The 17,467-nt window shown below is 37.8% G+C and carries 13 protein-coding genes; 3 read left to right on the top strand and 10 right to left on the bottom strand.

Annotation, left to right across the window (positions count from 1 at the left end; all coding sequences use genetic code 11):
• Window positions 1–32: 32 nt before the first annotated feature.
• The 9 genes from ABJQ32_03030 to ABJQ32_02990 form a co-directional block, all read right to left on the bottom strand.
• Window positions 33–1,544 carry a S41 family peptidase gene (locus ABJQ32_03030; GenBank protein ID MEP5288593.1) on the bottom strand — a complete coding sequence of 504 codons (1,512 nt, stop codon included), beginning with the start codon at window positions 1,542–1,544 and terminating at the stop codon, window positions 33–35.
• A 42-nt stretch (window positions 1,545–1,586) separates the two neighbouring features.
• A complete protein-coding gene (locus ABJQ32_03025; GenBank protein MEP5288592.1) occupies window positions 1,587–2,672 on the bottom strand; it encodes a helix-turn-helix domain-containing protein in 1,086 nt (361 codons plus the stop codon).
• A gap of 27 nt (window positions 2,673–2,699) precedes the next feature.
• Entirely contained in the window at window positions 2,700–3,521 is an 822-nt protein-coding gene (locus ABJQ32_03020; protein ID MEP5288591.1) for a S1-like domain-containing RNA-binding protein, read from the bottom strand.
• Between the two features lie 37 nt (window positions 3,522–3,558).
• Entirely contained in the window at window positions 3,559–4,212 is a 654-nt protein-coding gene (locus tag ABJQ32_03015; protein ID MEP5288590.1) for a 3-oxoacid CoA-transferase subunit B, read from the bottom strand.
• Window position 4,213: 1 nt separating this feature from the next.
• Window positions 4,214–4,606, bottom strand: coding sequence for a four helix bundle protein (locus tag ABJQ32_03010; protein MEP5288589.1), 393 nt, complete (start codon window positions 4,604–4,606; stop codon window positions 4,214–4,216).
• A 12-nt stretch (window positions 4,607–4,618) separates the two neighbouring features.
• The gene (locus tag ABJQ32_03005) at window positions 4,619–5,311 is read right to left on the bottom strand and encodes a CoA transferase subunit A (GenBank protein ID MEP5288588.1); all 693 of its coding nucleotides are present in this window, start codon (window positions 5,309–5,311) and stop codon (window positions 4,619–4,621) included.
• A gap of 80 nt (window positions 5,312–5,391) precedes the next feature.
• On the bottom strand, window positions 5,392–8,079 hold the full coding sequence (locus tag ABJQ32_03000) for an FtsX-like permease family protein (protein MEP5288587.1): 2,688 nt from the start codon (window positions 8,077–8,079) through the stop codon (window positions 5,392–5,394).
• Window positions 8,031–8,414, bottom strand: a complete 384-nt coding sequence (locus ABJQ32_02995; GenBank protein ID MEP5288586.1) for a helix-turn-helix transcriptional regulator — start codon at window positions 8,412–8,414, stop codon at window positions 8,031–8,033. The genes ABJQ32_03000 and ABJQ32_02995 overlap by 49 nt, the downstream gene beginning before the upstream one ends.
• A gap of 134 nt (window positions 8,415–8,548) precedes the next feature.
• Complete coding sequence (locus ABJQ32_02990) at window positions 8,549–8,908, bottom strand: energy transducer TonB (protein MEP5288585.1); 360 nt, start codon at window positions 8,906–8,908, stop codon at window positions 8,549–8,551.
• A 177-nt stretch (window positions 8,909–9,085) separates the two neighbouring features.
• Between ABJQ32_02990 and ABJQ32_02985 the strand changes: the two genes are divergently transcribed.
• The 3 genes from ABJQ32_02985 (at window position 9,086) to ABJQ32_02975 (ending at window position 15,848) form a co-directional block, all read left to right on the top strand.
• Complete coding sequence (locus ABJQ32_02985; protein ID MEP5288584.1) at window positions 9,086–12,256, top strand: UvrD-helicase domain-containing protein; 3,171 nt, start codon at window positions 9,086–9,088, stop codon at window positions 12,254–12,256.
• Window positions 12,257–12,314: 58 nt separating this feature from the next.
• Window positions 12,315–12,683, top strand: a complete 369-nt coding sequence (locus tag ABJQ32_02980; GenBank protein ID MEP5288583.1) for a GIY-YIG nuclease family protein — start codon at window positions 12,315–12,317, stop codon at window positions 12,681–12,683.
• 297 nt (window positions 12,684–12,980) lie between these two features.
• The gene (locus ABJQ32_02975; protein ID MEP5288582.1) at window positions 12,981–15,848 is read left to right on the top strand and encodes a PD-(D/E)XK nuclease family protein; all 2,868 of its coding nucleotides are present in this window, start codon (window positions 12,981–12,983) and stop codon (window positions 15,846–15,848) included.
• Here ABJQ32_02975 and ABJQ32_02970 read toward each other — a convergent pair whose 3' ends face one another.
• Window positions 15,849–17,192, bottom strand: coding sequence for a HAMP domain-containing sensor histidine kinase (locus ABJQ32_02970; GenBank protein MEP5288581.1), 1,344 nt, complete (start codon window positions 17,190–17,192; stop codon window positions 15,849–15,851).
• Between the last annotated feature and the right edge of the window lie 275 nt (window positions 17,193–17,467).

Raw genomic sequence — 17,467 nt, 5'->3', positions numbered from 1 at the left:
TGGTTTGAGAATTTGCTTCTTACAAGGCAAATTTATTTGCCTATTCGTTGAAGTAAGCTCTCTAGCTGTGTGTCCCTTTGTCCAAGGACTTGCATCCTATCTCTTTTCAATTCCAAGTCAGGTTTGGTACCATTGGTGTCTAAAGTTTCCCCATTTCTTTGAAAAGAGAGCATAGTGGAAATTTTCACTCGCACTCTTGAATTCGTTAAGTAATTCCGAATGGATAGTCCACTCGACCCGTCTGTTGTTACACCCGCTATGGTTACACCTGGAAAACCTTTGAAACAGGCTACCAGAATACTAGCTGCGCTAAAGGTTCTTTCATTGGCAAGAATATAGACGGGTTTATCATAGTAATAATAAGGAGATGTTTTTCCTGAAGTAAAAACCATCGCATGAGGCTTTCCGAAGAGAGTGGAATCAAAAGTTCTTTGTGAAGAAAAAGCGGTATAGAAATTCTTTAGGGCATTCTTTTCCGCGTCATTCCATGCGTTAGAATCAATAGCAATCAAAAACCTCCGATTCAATCTCTGTGTGATTTCTTTACTAGAAACATCAATTCTTTTTCTTGCGACTGCCACATTAGCCACCCAAGGCTTAGAGTCCGGATTGGTGAAGTACTTGGAAAATACATCTATCAAATGCCTTGAACCCCCGCCATTTTCTCTAACGTCAATAACTAATGCCTTTGTGTTAGAAAATTCATTCATCTTTTCATGTAGCAATGAAAAATAGTTTGGATCATCTTCGGGATCCATCATGCTAGGTATAGCAATGATTCCAACATTACTGTTTGTCAGTTGGAATAATGAATCATATGCTCCATTTCGTTGATTTCTGTAGTCATCAATAAACTTACCGTTCATCGGAAACCACCAGGAAATAGCTTTGACATAGTTGCGTGGCATTAAGATGGTAGTATCAGATTCTTTATCAATACTGGAGAAAGTAAAGGAATTTTCTTTTCCATAAGGAAGTCCTGTATAATGAAGAACCTCTGGTAAGTCTTTAAGATTCTTCACTCTTTGAGTGAATCGAGCAGACTGAGGAGCTCTTTTGTCTCTATAATCTGACAACTCTAATATTTCATGTATTGATGTCCGATTTATCGAAGTAAGTATTTGAAAAGAATCGAGCAAAAATTCGTATTCTTTCTTATCTCTATTAAATCTTAGCGCTAGAACTAAGCTATCTTGATAAGGAGCAACCGCGAAGGGCAGGTACTCTTCAGGAAACCTTTCTGATTCCAATCTTATGGATGAATGTCTATCTCCCATTTCACCTAGAATTCTAGAGAGAGAGTCAGAAAAAGAACATAGAGAAACCTTACTTTGATTTTTGAGATACTTTTCAAGAGATAAAATATCATAATCAATATCATATTCTGATATTCTATAGTAAGATGAATTATCGTGAATTAAGTTTTTGAATTCATTTAAATCAACTAAAGCCTCTTCTCTACTAAGATGCTTGTCGCATATCTGCTGACATTCTGTCTCGAACCCTGAAAATATTAGTAAGAACAAGATTGTTTTAATTCTCATTTTTTTACTTTCAAAATAAATCAGTCAAAATCTCAGAATCGCCTATTCCTGTAAGATTGAACCAATGGACTTGATATACTCAGAAGGTGTTTGTCCAGTGTGTTTTTTAAATAATGTATTGAAAGAGGCCTTTGATCCAAATCCGCATTCTTGTGCAATAGCAAGTAATGTAAATTGTTCATGTGCTTTATCTGCAATCCTGTCTTTAACTGCATCAATTCTAAACTGGTTGACGTATTCTGAGAATTTTTGCTTTCGTACTTGATTTAGCGCTTGAGAAATATGATTAGTATTTGTACTCAACTTCTTAGCTATTTCATCTTGTGAAACATTCTGCTTAAGATACCAATGCTCATCGTTCATTAAAATGTCCATTTGATATAGAATCTCATTAGCCATTTCTTTTGATAGACTTGACTTTTCATATTTTGAAGCAAAATCTTTTTCTATTTTTCCTAGAAATACTGTCCCATGACTGATGGCAAAATATCCTATAACGAATATCATAACAGTATTTACAATATTTATGAAATAGTAGCTCGTGATTTCATAAAACAGAAAATCAATAAGATTAATGATGACTAAAATTGAGGCATTGATTGTCATTGCCAGAGCAATCTTCCTTAGCCATGATAATTTTTGATTCGTTGGTTTATTCAATTCTAAGAAAGCTAAAATTGAAAAAAAGAGAAGAGATGCTCTGGAAACAAAGTAGTGTGTATAATAATTAACTGGTGCAAAATCCTGGAATCGTAATTCGTTCTTTATTTCTGCTGAAAGAAGTAGATAGGGAAGTAATAGTACAAAATTGATTATTCCAGGACTCAGTAACATGATGTTGTATTTGTTTCGCTGGACTTTACCAGTCAATGATATCATGAATAGATAAAAGAGAGGACCAATGAAAGCTGGAAATATGAACCTTACTCTTAATAACTGAGGAATGTATAGCTCTAAGTAACCTTCCCATCTTAAGTAGTGGAGAAGTTGATTCGTTCCCATGGCCATCAAAAGAGCCAATAGCAACCAATCGGATTTAGATCTATTTTTCTTGAGCGCGACTAGTAAACTAAAAAAGTATGCTTGGAGGGAACCTACAAAAATGAAAACATGAATTAAGTTTTGCATCTGGCTTAACGAAGACAAAATTTAGCACTAAGCGAGATTAATTCCATCTGATTCAATGGTTATAAGCCTCTTCTTATATAATATGCCCACAGAACGTTTAAAGTTTTTCTTACTCATCTGAAGAATCGATTGTATTTCATCAGGGTCACTTTTATCGTGTAAAGCAAGATGCCCTTCATTTTTTTTCAATTCATCGAGAATTTGCTGTGCTCCAATTTCCAGATTTTCTAATCCTTCCTTTCTCAGACTAACATCTATTTTTCCATCCTCCCGCAGCGCCTTGATGTATCCTTTAATACGATCTCCTTCAAGTACATCATGGAATAAATCATTTTCATATATCAACCCACGATGGCTATTATTGATGACTACATTTACTCCAAGGTCTGTTGTGTTAGCAATAAGCAAATCAACCTCTTCACCATCTTCTACAGTTATCTCAGGCTTAAAGTATTTAGCAACTTTGGCTGTAGCGGCCAGGCGATCTGTTTTTTCATCAAGGAAGAGGTATACAAGACACCAGTGACCTCTTTGAAGCTTATTTTTTTGTTCACGGAAAGGAACCAATAAATCCTTGTCTATCCCCCAATCTAAGAATGCCCCTACAGCCCCTGCATCTTTTACTTTTAGAAAGGCAAATTCATTGACTTGGGCATAAGGTGTCTGGGTAGTGCAAATGATACGATCTTCCGAATCACGATAGATAAATACCTTTAATTCATCACCTTCTTGAGTGCCACGAGGAATGTATTTTGTAGGAAGCAATACATCTGTTTCTCCGTCCGTAAGAAAGGCACCTGGAGAGGTTATGCGATCTACTTCAAGTGTCTGGTAAGTGCCTACATTCATAAACTCAAAGTTAAGTGAACTGAGCTCCGTGAAGTTTTTAAATATTCATTTCGGGAATATCACCCTCTACTACTAATCTTCCTGAAGTTGCATTTTTGATTTCGTCTACAGATATACCTGGAGCTCTTTCCAGAAGCTTAAAACCTTCCGGAGTTATATCAAGTACAGCTAAGTTGGTCACGACCTTTTTTACGCATTGTACACCGGTAATAGGAAGTGTGCATTCAGGTAAGAGCTTAGACTCCCCAGCTCGGTTAGTATGCATCATAGCCACAATGATATTTTCTGCAGACGCTACAAGATCCATCGCGCCACCCATGCCTTTGACCATCTTGCCAGGTATCTTCCAGTTAGCAATATCTCCATTGTCCGCTACTTCCATAGCACCAAGTACAGTGAGTTGGACATGTTGTCCTCTGATCATGGCAAATGAGGTTGAAGAATCAAATATAGAAGCTCCAGGAAGAGTAGTGACCGTTTGCTTACCAGCATTAATCAGGTCAGCATCGACTTCTTCTTCGGTAGGGAAGGGCCCCATACCTAGCAGTCCATTTTCCGATTGAAATTCTACATCGATTTTTTCAGGTATGTAGTTTGCCACAAGTGTGGGAATACCAATTCCTAAGTTGACATACCATCTGTCTTGAAGTTCTTGTGCGATTCTTTTAGCTATTCCATTTTTATCTAACATATCAATTTGATGATTTGGAAATTATTTGATTTGATGATTTAACGCCGTTTCTGCTAGATGATCCTATGATTTTGGAAAGCACTTTTATGATGGATGATAAATCAACTCTTAGTTCTTCTGTATTTGGGTAATTATCTGATTCCTCACAAAGCAGTAACCAATACCCTGTTTCGTCAGCTTCTTTCGCTGCAATTTTTAACTTATGGATAAAATCTGCCCTGCTTTCAGCATTCTGCGCTTCTCTTACATTTGCTCCGATAGATGTTCCGGATTTTAGAATTTGTCTGGAAATCACAAATTTCCTACCTTCTTCTAACTTCTCTGATAATTCAATAATCTTCAAAGCAAATTGAAAACTCAGAGCAATAATTAAATTTTCTTTGTCATTTCTCATCTTCAAATCGACTCATCGTGTAGTTCTCTGCTCGATTCGTTTTTCGTATATATCACCTTGGAATATTCTTTGCACAAAAATCCCTGGAGTATGAATGAAATTTGGATCTAGTTCTCCGGGCTCTACTAATTCTTCCACCTCAGCTATGGTAATTTTACCAGCCATTGCCATAGGAGGGTTGAAATTTCGTGCGGTTCCTTTGAATATAAGGTTTCCAGCTCGATCACCTCTCCATGCTTTTACAATTGCAAAATCAGCAGTAAGTGCTGATTCAAGTATATGAGGTTTTCCATTAAACTCTCTCACTTCCTTGCCTTCCGCCACTTCAGTTCCATAGCCTGCCGGAGTAAAAAAAGCAGGTATGCCCGCACCACCAGCTCTACATCTTTCAGCTAATGATCCTTGAGGAATAAGATCTACCTCCAATTCACCACTGAGCATTTGCCGCTCAAACTCAGCATTCTCTCCTACATAAGAAGAAATCATTTTCTTAATCTGTTTCTTCTGAAGTAATAACCCCAGCCCGAAATCGTCTACGCCTGCATTATTAGAAATACAGGTAAGCCCTTTCACGTTTAATTTAACCAAGGCGGTGATGGAATTTTCAGGGATACCGCACAGTCCAAAACCACCGAGCATCAAGGTCATGTTATCTTTTACCCCTTTAAGTGCTTCTTCGGCATTTGATACTACTTTATCAATCATGGGTTGAAGTTATTGCGATTGAGCAAATAAAAAAAGCCATCTGCTATATACAGATGGCTTTCAGCTATAAGTGATTATTCTTATTCATCTTTCAAACATTCAATAGGGTTCACTCGTGTTGCTCTCAAAGTTTGATATGCGATGGCGAGCAGAGTCAAAATTACTGCGATAATTACAGGCATGACGATCAAAACAACTGAAACCGAAGTTCGATAGACGAAATTCTCCAGCCAGTCATTCATGAACCAATAGGCGAGGGGTAGACCTAATAAAAATGCAATTACAATTAAGACAAGAAATCTATTGCTAATGATTATCCAGATATTTCCTGATGAAGCACCTAAAACTTTTCTTACACCAATCTCTTTAATCTTGGTCTCAATAATGAAACCTACCATTCCTATTAATCCCAGGCAGCCAATCAGGATGGCTATAGCTGCGAATACCTTTATCATGCTTCCAAGACGTTCCTCCTGTTGATATTGCTCATTGAATAGGTCATCTACAAATCTATAGTTAGGATCGGTTTCTGCGTCAAATTGAGCATATACATTTTCAATGTGATCCAATGACTCTCTGATGTTTTCGAGATTCAATTTCAGGCTCACTCTTCTATATCCATCACGAACCAGAAATAACGTTGGAACGATAGGATTGTATAAGGCTTCAAAATGAAAATCTTCCATGACTCCAATGATTCTACCTTCTGAAGGCCCATATCCTAGTTTTTTGCCAACTATTTCATTGGGATCATTAAAGCCCAAAGCTACTGTGGCGGCATTGTTAATGACATAATAACCTGTCACAACAGTATCATCCTGAAGATTGGTTTCCATTCCCTCTCTAAAATTTTCACCCGCCAGTAGGTCTATTCCGTACGCATCAAGAAAGTACTTATCAACGGTAACTACCGGCAGTCTAAAATTGGTTGAAATGGCAGAATCCCCTTTAAAAAAACGTGAACCCCAATTATCCATTAACCTTCCTGTAGGTATCCGGGAGGAAAAAGCTGCTTTTTCAATATTAGGATGCTTTAGCAATTCATTTCTTAAAGTCTCATTACTATAATCCCCTCGAGGTAAGGATAAACTCACCATTTGTTCGCGATCAAAGCCCGGATCTGAATTTCTAATGAAGCTCATTTGGCTCTCTATGACACCAATCGCGAAGATGAGACCAATCGTTACAATATATTGAAATGTAACTAAGAATGAGCGAAAATTCCATTTGCCTGCATTCATTGATTGTTCTCCCTTTAGTGCCTGAACGAGGTTGATCTTTGAAAGAAACAGTGCTGGGTAAAGCCCAGCCATGCTGCTGACTAAAATCATGAGGATGATTAGCCCAAGGAGTAGATCAGTTTGTATGAATGGATTGAAAATCAACTCCTTCTCAACGAATTCATTCAGATAGGGTAGAGCCAAAATGATTAATATGATTGCCAGTGGGATAGAAACAAGGACCACCAGTAGGGATTCTGATAAAAACTGTTTGACCAATGAAGATTTAAAGGCTCCAATTACTTTACGTACACCCACTTCCTTCATCCTTCTTGAATAATGAGAGGTAGCAATGTTCATATAATTAACACAAGCAACTAGCAGTAGAAGTATGCCAATCACACTAAAAATGTAAATCTGCTCAAGAGATCCATTAGTTTCAAATTCACCTTCTAGGTTAGATGTTAAGTGAATATCTAATAGTGGCTGAAATTCAAAATCATAAAAATCTCTGGCTTCTCTACCAGAGCTAAACTGTCCCATGTACTTATCCCAAAATCCATCATTTACATCTTTCGTTAAGTTTGGAATATTGGATCCTGAATTTGTCCTAATGTACGTAAGCCAATTGTAATTGCCGCCCACATTAGATGCGGCATCCTCACCAAAGATCATTTCTACAAATCGAATAGGGGCTAAGTAATCGAAGTGGAAATGCTGTTGATCGGGCATGTCTTCCATGACGCCCGTTACTTTAAATGGAGCTTCATTTCCATCTCTGGAAAGTGTGACAGTTTCTCCTATAATTCCCTGTTCTTGCCAATCTGTACCAAAAATTTTGACAGCCTTGGATCTGGTTAAAACCAACGAATATATATCAGGAAAAGCAGTTTCGGCACTCCCCTCTATAAACTCAAAAGTGAAAATATCAAAGGCGTCTGGGTCACAAAAAACAACTTGCTCACTTAAAAATTCTTGCTCTTTATACTGGATGTCAGGAAACGCCCATGGGAAAAACCTGGTAGCATGAGTGATCTCGGAATAGTCATCTTTTAGTCTGGTAGCATGCCCAGCAGAAGCAAAAGCCCATTGCCTGCTCATGTCTCCGTCATTCGTATAGTTTTTTACTGTTACTCGATAAATATCTTCAGCATATTCATGGTGACGATCATAGCTAACTTCATCTTTTACAAAAAGTGCAATGAGCACAAATGCAGCAATACCTGTTGATAACCCGATGATATTGATAACTGTGCTGGATTTGTACTTCCAAAGGTTTCTTAGTCCAATTTTAAAGTAGTTTTTAAACATAGTCGTTTCTTTTTCTATTGAGTTTTGAGCTTCTATTTCTTTAATCATACTTGGCTTGAAAAGCCTAATAATCTGCCATGCATACCATTGCTTTGCGCGAGCAATGTTTAGTCCTTGTGCCTTGAGTTGAAATTCCTCTTCTAAATCGCCCTGCACATCTTCATAGTAGTCCTCCTTGAGGAACCATGCTAAGAATCTTGTAGCCCAGGAAGGGGGAGAAGACCGTTGCTTATCCATGCTTTTGAGAATTCATATGATACGTCTGGCATTGCAGACCATAGTTTCATCTTGGTTTCTTTCGAATGATCCAGAGCAGCTTTTCCTGTTTTGGTCACCTTGAAGTATCGCTTTCGTTTTCCACCACGGATAGCAGTAGCTTCTCCGAATTCAGATTTTAGATACCCCTTCTTTTCCATTCTACGGAGCGCAGTTTGCAATGCGCTAACACTAACACTCCGCTCAAGCCTTGATTCTATATCTTCTTTGATAGACACCCCATAAGCATCCTCATGTAAAATGGCTACAGTAAGCAGTACAACCTCTTCAAATTCTCCTAACTGATATTCTTTCATGTCCCAAGGATTATTAAATTTCTAAATGTAAATTAAATAATAAAAACCCTAAACGTAAATAATATAAGAAGGTTAGACATAAAAAAACCGCTTCGACTTAGATCGAAGCGGCTTACAAATTGATCTGATTTAAATCAGATAGTAAGTTTGAAGTTGACTGGTACAGCTATTTTGCCGACTACAGCCTCTCCATTTTTATTTTTTGCAGGAGTGAAATTCAATTTTGGTAAAATGTCTTTTACAGCATCTCTTAGGTCAGAGCAAGGATAAGACTCGAACTCATGATTGATTACTTTACCCGTTTCATCAATTTTAAGTGTAACAATTACTTGCCCTTCAATACCTTTTTCCTTACATACTTTAGGATATTCAATTTTTGAGATTACTTCTTTATAGTTAACAGGCTTAGGACTCTCTGCTTTATCGTTACCATTATTTGCTAGTGCTCCAAGCACAAAAAGTGTCATTGTAAGTGCCAATAATTGCTTTTTCATAATCTCCTTCTCTTTAATGTTTCCTAAGTATTACCTAAATCGTATTGTAATGTTACCTAAACATTACGTAATTAGCAAAATTTAGATAATCTTTTGTTAACATTCAGGTAATATTAGGATTCATATTAGATGAGTAACGCTATTTAAATGACGAATAGCCCTATTTGTGGATAACTAATGAGGTCTTTTGAAGGCATAGATGCAGCTTCAAACTATTTTCGTAACATGTCGCTTACCATCTATCGATCATCTGCAGGTTCAGGAAAAACCTACACACTCGCTAAGGAATATTTGAAGTTGGCACTTCGCTCCAAGGAATACTATCAAAAAATACTGGCAGTAACCTTTACGAATAGAGCGGCGGAAGAGATGAAAGAGCGCGTTCTAGAATTTCTGATCAACATAGCCAAGGGAGAGCATGAATTAATTTCAACCTTTGAAAAGGATCTTAACAAGCCAAAAGAACAAATCATAAAAGCTGCCAACGAATCACTGACGCACCTGCTGCATCATTATAGTTACTTCAATATAACAACCATTGATACTTTCTTTCATCGGGTAATCCGTTCATTTTCGCGGGAAATTGGTTTGCAAGGAAGCTTCGGCATAGAGTTAGATACTGATAAAGTTGCCGAGTTTATTACATCTACAGTGTATGAAGGGGTGGAGAATAATAAGCAATTACGGGATTGGCTGGTAGAGTTCTCTATGGAAGGGCTGTCTGATGGAGAAGGATATGAGACAAAAGGACAGGTAAGTAAACTGGCTAAGCAATTATTTCAAGAAGAGTTTAAGAAACTACCTCAAGATCAATTTGCAGATGAACAAGTAAAGAAAAAGATAAAAAACCTGAAAGGGGAATTAATCAAGACAAAGAAAATCTTTGAGAATCATCTGATTGAAATTGCTGAACGGTTTAATGAGGCATTGCAAGGGGCCGGCCTTTCGATGGACGACTTAATGTACAAAGCAGCAGGCCCGGGAGGTTTCTTTCCTAAGCTTCAACGAAAAGAATACGATAGCCTATTGACTAAGAGGGTAGAAGCAGCGAGAAATGATCCGGAAAACTGGACCTCAAAATCAAGCAAGCTTAAAGATCAAATCATTCATATAGCTGGAACTTCTTTCAATCCATTGATGAATGAAGCCATAGCGTACATAGAAAAGAGTAGATCGGATTATTACACAGCTAATGCTGTTCTGAAGCACTTATATACACTTGGCCTGATGACAGACCTGTCACAAAAGCTTCAAGAATATAAGCGCGAAGAAGAAGTGATCATGATTTCAGATTTACCGGATTTTCTTTCGCAGATTATTGACGATAGCGGATCTCCATTTATCTATGAGAAAGTAGGTACATGGTATTCGCACTTTTTGATAGATGAGTTTCAAGACACCTCTCAATTTCAATGGAATAACTTTCGTCCGTTGCTAGAGGAGAGTTTGGCCAATGGTCATGAGAATGTTATTGTGGGAGACGCGAAGCAATCTATCTATGGTTGGAGAGGAGGAGATCCTACGTTGTTACTGGAAGCTGTTCAAAAAGAGATCTCTCAAACTGCTATTGATCCAACCAAAAGCACCAATTATAGAAGTGCCAAGAATGTGGTTACGTTCAATAATCAGCTTTTCAATTCATTGCCCCAAATCATGTGCGAAGAGATGGGAGATTCTATCTCTGATGATGAAGGTCGATTGATTGTGAAAACCTATGAAGGCTCAGAACAGAAGGTAGCTGAGAAGAATAAAGATCTGGAAGGGTTGGTAAGAGTAGAATTCCTGGAGTCTGAGAAGAGCGAATGGAAAAAGGATGCCATGGATCGAACTGTCCAGACTATGGAATCTCTTTTGAAAGAGGGTCATAAGTTGAATGACATGGCCGTTCTGGTTCGATCAAACCGGGAAGCGACTGATATTGTGAACTATGTATTGGATTATCGTCGTATGAATGATACACAGATAGAAGTAATTTCTGCAGAAGGAATGTTACTGGAGAATGCTGCTGTTGTTCAGTTGCTACTTTCGGCTTTTCGGCATTTAATCAATTCAAATGATATCAGCATTCAGGCCGATCTTACCTATCGCTATCAGAAAACCATCAAACAGCGTGACTTTTCGAATCATACTGATTTCTCTAAACTTGGGTATGGAGGGTTGCCTTCTAGTTTCACGAAATACAAGCAGCATTTGCTTCATCTCCCGATCCTTGAGTTGGTAGAAGTATTGATCCGCACATTTGAATTAAATACACTTGAGTCAGAGTTTGTTTATCTGCAGGCATTTCAAGATGCTGTGTTAGAATACACGAAAAACAATCGCTCAGACCTCCGCTTATTTATTGAGTGGTGGGAGGATAATGGAAAGAAACGATCAGTACAGCTAACAGGAGCTCTCGATGCTGTTGAGGTCATCACATCACACAAATCCAAAGGACTCCAATATCCTATTGTCTTTGTCCCATTTTGCAATTTTGATATGAATAGTCGTTCTAAGCCAGTATGGTATCAATCTCCTTACAATGAAGGAGAAAACCTGCCAGTGGATTACAAATCGGAATTAGAGAATACCAAGTTCGTAGAGAGCTATCAAAAGGAGTTTGCCAAGTGGCACTTGGAGAGCTTAAACGTTTTGTATGTGGCCTTTACTCGAGCAGAAAATGGACTGTTTGTTTTTTGTGAGCCACCGCCAAGCAAGAAAGAGAAGATGTATAGTAACGCGAGTAAACTGCTATGGAGTTTCTTTGAACGAAACGCAATTGATGGATGGAGTGAAGAGCAGAAAGTTTTTAGTGTTGGTAGTATTCCAATCAAGCATAGAGAGTCTACTGATGAGATGATCAAGTTAGAGAACTACACGTCCAATAAATGGAGCAATAAACTGCAAGTAAGAAAAACAGGTAAGGCGTATTATGATGATGAAGTAGAGAAAAGCCGAAATGAAGGAATTCTTCTACATCAAATCTTGTCTGAGATCATCCATCATGAGGATACGAAAGATGTGCTCGATCGTTATGAACGAAGCATGCAGATTACGAAAGAAGATCGTAAGCGTTATGAAACACTAATCACCAATCTTTGGAAAGATGAGACTATTAAATCTTGGTTCAATGGAAAGGGAGAAGTGAAGACTGAAGTAGTGGTGCTTCCAAAAGATGGAGAAGTGAAGCGAATGGATCGTGTAGTGATTGACGGAAACAAAGCAACGGTAATAGATTTTAAAAGTGGCTTGCCTAAGTCTCAGGATAATAAGCAGCTTAAAGAATACACTCAACTACTCACCGAGATGGGTTATCGTACAGAAGGATATTTATTGTATTTGGGAAGTGGGGAGGTAAGAGAGATTTAACCTCCAGGATTTATTCCGGGATCTTTAGATTAGATGCAATCTGTATTAATTATACTAAATGGAAGATCCCGCAACAAGTGCGGGACAGGAAGTACACTTGCCGGACTTGTTCCAGCATTTTCAAATAAGAATGAACATCTATTATGTATACATATTGACCAATCATGGTAGGACAGTTTTTTATACTGGCTTTACGGATGATTTAGGAAGAAGAATGTATGAACATAAGAATAAATTATTTCCAGGATTCACGGCGAGATACAACTGTAATATTTTGCTTTATTATGAAGAGTATGAAGATGCTGATGAAGCTCGTCATAGAGAAAATCAAGTGAAACGATATAAGAGAGAATGGAAAAGAAACTTGGTAGACTCCATTAATTCTGAATGGAACGATTTAAGTGATCAGTTTCCGTTTGAACCCTAACTTGCCGGATTTATTCCGGCATCTTCCGTTAAGATTTATAAATCAATAATCCCAGTTTGTAAATCTAAAGTTCTTAAAGATTGAATTTAAAAAGTCATTGATCTAAATAGATTAGAGTGATCTTATTATGAGACTTGAATCAATCACTGTCGAAGATCCCGCAACAAGTGTGGGAAAGTTGCCTTTGCTGAATTTATTCCGGCATCTTTCATTTTTTCCGAAAACTTAAAACGACCTATTAAAAGGAAAAGCATATTTTCAAGCATTAAATTTTAGTGAATTCACTAACCTTGCTACATGTCCTTCCTCTTCCAAGTAGCCGATCATTTACTTTCACATCATCAAGATCATTTAGGTGATTGTACGGTCGTATTCCCCAATAGAAGAGCTGGACTATTCTTGAAGAAACACCTTTCTCAGAAAGTAGATAAACCTGTTTGGTCGCCTGCTACATTGAGTTTGGAAGATTTCCTTTTCACCTTTTCAGATACCAGGAAGACAGATCCACTAACACTTATTTTTGAGTTGTTTGAATCTTTCAAAATTCATCAGGCACAGGCAGAGGGTTTTGAGTCGTTTTACTTCTGGGGGGAAATGCTTCTAAAGGATTTTGAAGAAGTGGATCATTATCTGGTCAGCCCAGAGCAACTGTTCACTTATGTCAAAGATGATCGTCAGTTGGCTGAAGACTTTTATTTCTTGGATGAAGAACAAGAGAAAATAATCAAGAAGTTCTGGCAAGAATTTTTACCTACTGCGACGAGAACACAGGAACAATTTGTGGAGACGTGGCGTATTCTAATGCCTGTTTACACCACTTTCAAAGAGCGAATCAGAAAACAAGGAATTGGCTATGCTTCTCATGTTTATCGAGATCTGGTAGATAACTTGGATGTCATCAACTATGACGAAAGCAAGCCTCTTATCTTTGCAGGATTCAATGCATTGACTCCAGCCGAGGAATCGTTGATCAAGCACTTTATCTCTAAGTTCAATGCAGAAGTTTTATGGGATATTGACACCTACTACGTGTCTGATACCAATCAGGAAGCTGGTGATTTTTTGCGTAAGTATGCAAAAGATCCAATACTTGGTACAAGCTTTCCTAATCCGCTTCCAAATAAAATAGCAAAACCTAAAGAAGTAGAAGTCACCGGTGTTTCACTTGAAGTAGGACAAGCCAAATTAATAGGAGAGGAGGTTGATCGACTGATGGAAGAAGGAGCCAAGAAGGAAGAGATTGTCATTGTGCTTCCTCAAGACTATATGCTCTTCCCAGTATTGAATGCTATTCCTGATAGAATAGACAAGCTGAATGTAACCATGGGTTACCCACTCAAGGATACGCCTTTGTTTGGATTACTGGAGGCTGCTATTGAGTTGCAGGAGCATGCAAGTCTTTCACCAGAAAACGGACTTTCATTTTATCATAAGCCAACGATTGATATTCTCAGCCATCCGTATCTCTACAAAGAAGACAAGAACCCATTGGATAAGTTGATTAGTGAGATCAAAAAGAAAAACCAAATACGGGTTTTCCAAAAAGAGATTCAAGGAATACAATCTACGGTACTCAATACGATCTTTAGGCAAGTAGGAGAAAAGAACAGCCTTGCTGTGTACTTACAAGAAATTATCTCTGTACTTGGAGATCAAGTGGTGGAGCGTTTTGGACTTGAGCGAGAATACCTGTACCACTTTCAGCAGCTATTGTCTAGGCTGAATGAGATTCTGGAGATGCAAACGACAGCTATAGATAGCAAGACGTTTAAAAGTCTTTTTAGAAAAGCTACAAGATCTGTCAAGATTCCATTTACAGGGGAGCCAGTTGTAGGACTGCAGGTGATGGGGGTATTGGAGACACGAAACTTGGATTTCAAGCATTTACTAATGCTTAACATGAATGAAGACATCTTTCCTGCTTCTCAGAAAGTAGGTTCTTTTATACCATATCGTATTCGAAAAGCATTTGATCTGCCTACGTTCGAGACGCAAGACTCCATCTATGCTTACTTGTTTTACAGACTATTCCAGCACTCTCAACAGCTTTCATTCTACTACAATATGTATGCAGATTTCGGCATGAGTGGAGAAGTCAGCCGGTTTATTCGTCAAATAGAATTGGAAAGTGGGCTGGATGTGAGACGTAAAAAGCTAAGCAATTCAATCCAGGTGAACGAGATCAAATCTATTTCCATTGATACCTCTCAAGAGGTATTGGATAAGCTTGCTATTTACACAGATGGAGTTCCTGAAATGGATCAACGAAGATTATCCGCTTCAGCGCTAAACATCTATTTGGATTGTAGATTAAAATTTTATTTCCGCTATGTATTGAGACTTTTCTCAGGAGATGAGATGAGTGACCACCTGGATGCACGTCATTTTGGAAATGCCTTACACAGAACCTTAGAGTATCTCTATTTGGATACCATGAATGAGAAAGGATCACGAATCATAGATGAGAATGATTTCTTCCGCATGGAAAGCTCTATAGATGGGGCAATGGAGAAGGCATTTAAAGCAGAGTTTGGAATGAAGGGAAAGAAACGTTTCGAATTCAAAGATCGAAATGTCGTGATGGCTGAGATTATTCGAAAGTTTGTGAAACAGCTAATCGAGATGGATAAGAAATATGTGCCTTTCGAGATTGTAAGCCTTGAAGCTGAAGACAAGTACGAACGATTTATTGAAATCAATCCAAATGAAAGCAAGATCAATGTGAAACTTGGGGCTGATATCGATCGGGTGGACAAAAAAGACGATACTGTTCGAGTTATTGATTACAAAACCGGAAGAGATGAAACGGAGATTGGCTCATTTGATAACATCTTCAATCCGGATGTGTACTATAAATATCAAGCTGGTCGGAAGGCTGGTTATCAAACCTTTTTTTATGCATGGCTTTATGCCTCTAAGTATGGACAAGACAATGCCATCGTTCCAGGGTTAATCAATATCAAGCAATTCTTCCAATCAGATTTTGATTACCGACTCAAAACCAATGGTAATCCAATTGCTGATTCAAGAGCTTTCCTTCCTCCGTTCGAGGATAAAATGAAGGAACTGCTAGAAGAAATTTTCAGTAAGGACCAATCCTTTGATCAAACGGAGGACTTGAAGAAATGTACGTTCTGTGATTTTAAAGGAATCTGCGAACGATAATCATGTGTTGGTCGGAAAGATCATGGTGAAAGTAGATCCTTCATTCTCCTCTGATACGAAAGTTAATTGTCCATCAAGCTTCTTCATTATGTTATAGCATAAGGATAATCCAAGTCCTGTTCCTTTTTCTTTTTTCGTTCCTTCAGTAACAAGCTCATCCAGGGTGAAAATGGAAGATTTTTTCGATTCAGGAACACCTACACCATTGTCTCGTACATGAATACGGTAAGAATTATATGTCTTAGAGTCTTCAATGGTAACAGTAGAATGAGCGTTGCTGAATTTAACAGCATTGTTCAGGAGGTTTCTGATTACGATGGAAAACATCTCAGCGTCAACGTCAAGTAGCGTATCCTTAGATATTTGATTTTCGATGGCTATTTGTTTGCCCTCCACTTCATTTGATAAAAGGCCGATGATATCTGAAATTAAGGTGAATATCTTCGTAGGTTTTTTGGTGACCTTAAATCCATCCATCTGGGATTTTACCCATAGAATAGTTCGCTCAGTGAATTGACGTATTTTACCTACTGTGGAGCTAAGTCTATCAAAATGAGCAAATAATTCTGCATCGCTCATTAATTTATCTTCTTTCAACTTTAATAATGACTCTAAAGTCGTTAGCGGTCCTTTTACATCATGAGACAGAATGGATATCAACGAATCTTTGATGTCATTTTCTCTTTGAAGTTTGATGTTTTTGATAAGAATCGTCCCAGTCTTCTCTTCAATTTCCTCATTCTTTAGAAATAATTCCCTGTTTTTACGCTCAAATAAATAGCTGAGTATAGTTGCAATTATGTAAAAAACAAACATATAGACTACCTGACCTTGGTGTGCTACTTGACTTGATAGCGTATAAGCATACACAGTATATAGCGTTAGCATTAAGACATTTATAAGGATTGAATGCCTGAACCTCAATCCAATAAATGAAGCATTGATGATGACCGTAATGGTTGTAACATTTGGAATGAACAAAGCATATATATCCTCCTTGAGGATATAGTCAGCGGCAAGAAGAAAAAGATAAACAGCTGTAGATGAAAGAAAGAAAAGTGATTGATATCGTAAGATATCGCCACCCTTTATCCGGTGACTTGAGATGAAAATAATAATCAAAATAACCTCGAGTGAAAACCTGACACCAATGGAATTGTAGGGATCTTCAAACCTGGATATGTCGAGAAATATAAGGAGTGGGTTGACCAAGAGTAGAGTGCCAAACATCAGTTTGAAGCCATAGATATCCTGATCCATCCGGTTGAGCATGTATCTCTTTTCCAGAGGTTCCTTAAACTTTAATAAGATTAAGTTAAATCGATTTTCAGACGTTAGTGACAAAAAAAACTGGTTATGAAATAGAAGTTAACTGAAAAACTTCAAGTTAAGAATCCACTCGTCGAATAGTTAAAATACGATGAGTGGTAATTAACATTTTTTAAGAAATACTGGCATCCTTATTGTCATACTAGAGATAGCATGATTTTTAAATGAACATAGTTGAGTTAGTTAGGTTAGGTTGATGATAAAGCCTCTGTCCCTTAGGGCAGGGGCTTTTCTCTTGAATTGATTTCGGCTCCTTGATATAGCAATAGTTTATTCAGTCAGAATTAGTG

The organism is Marinobacter alexandrii (assembly GCA_039984955.1).
In the GTDB taxonomy this organism is placed as follows: Bacteria; Bacteroidota; Bacteroidia; order Cytophagales; family Cyclobacteriaceae; genus Ekhidna.
Note: the sequence above shows the minus strand (reverse complement) of the source record. Positions and strands in the feature narration are given on the sequence as shown.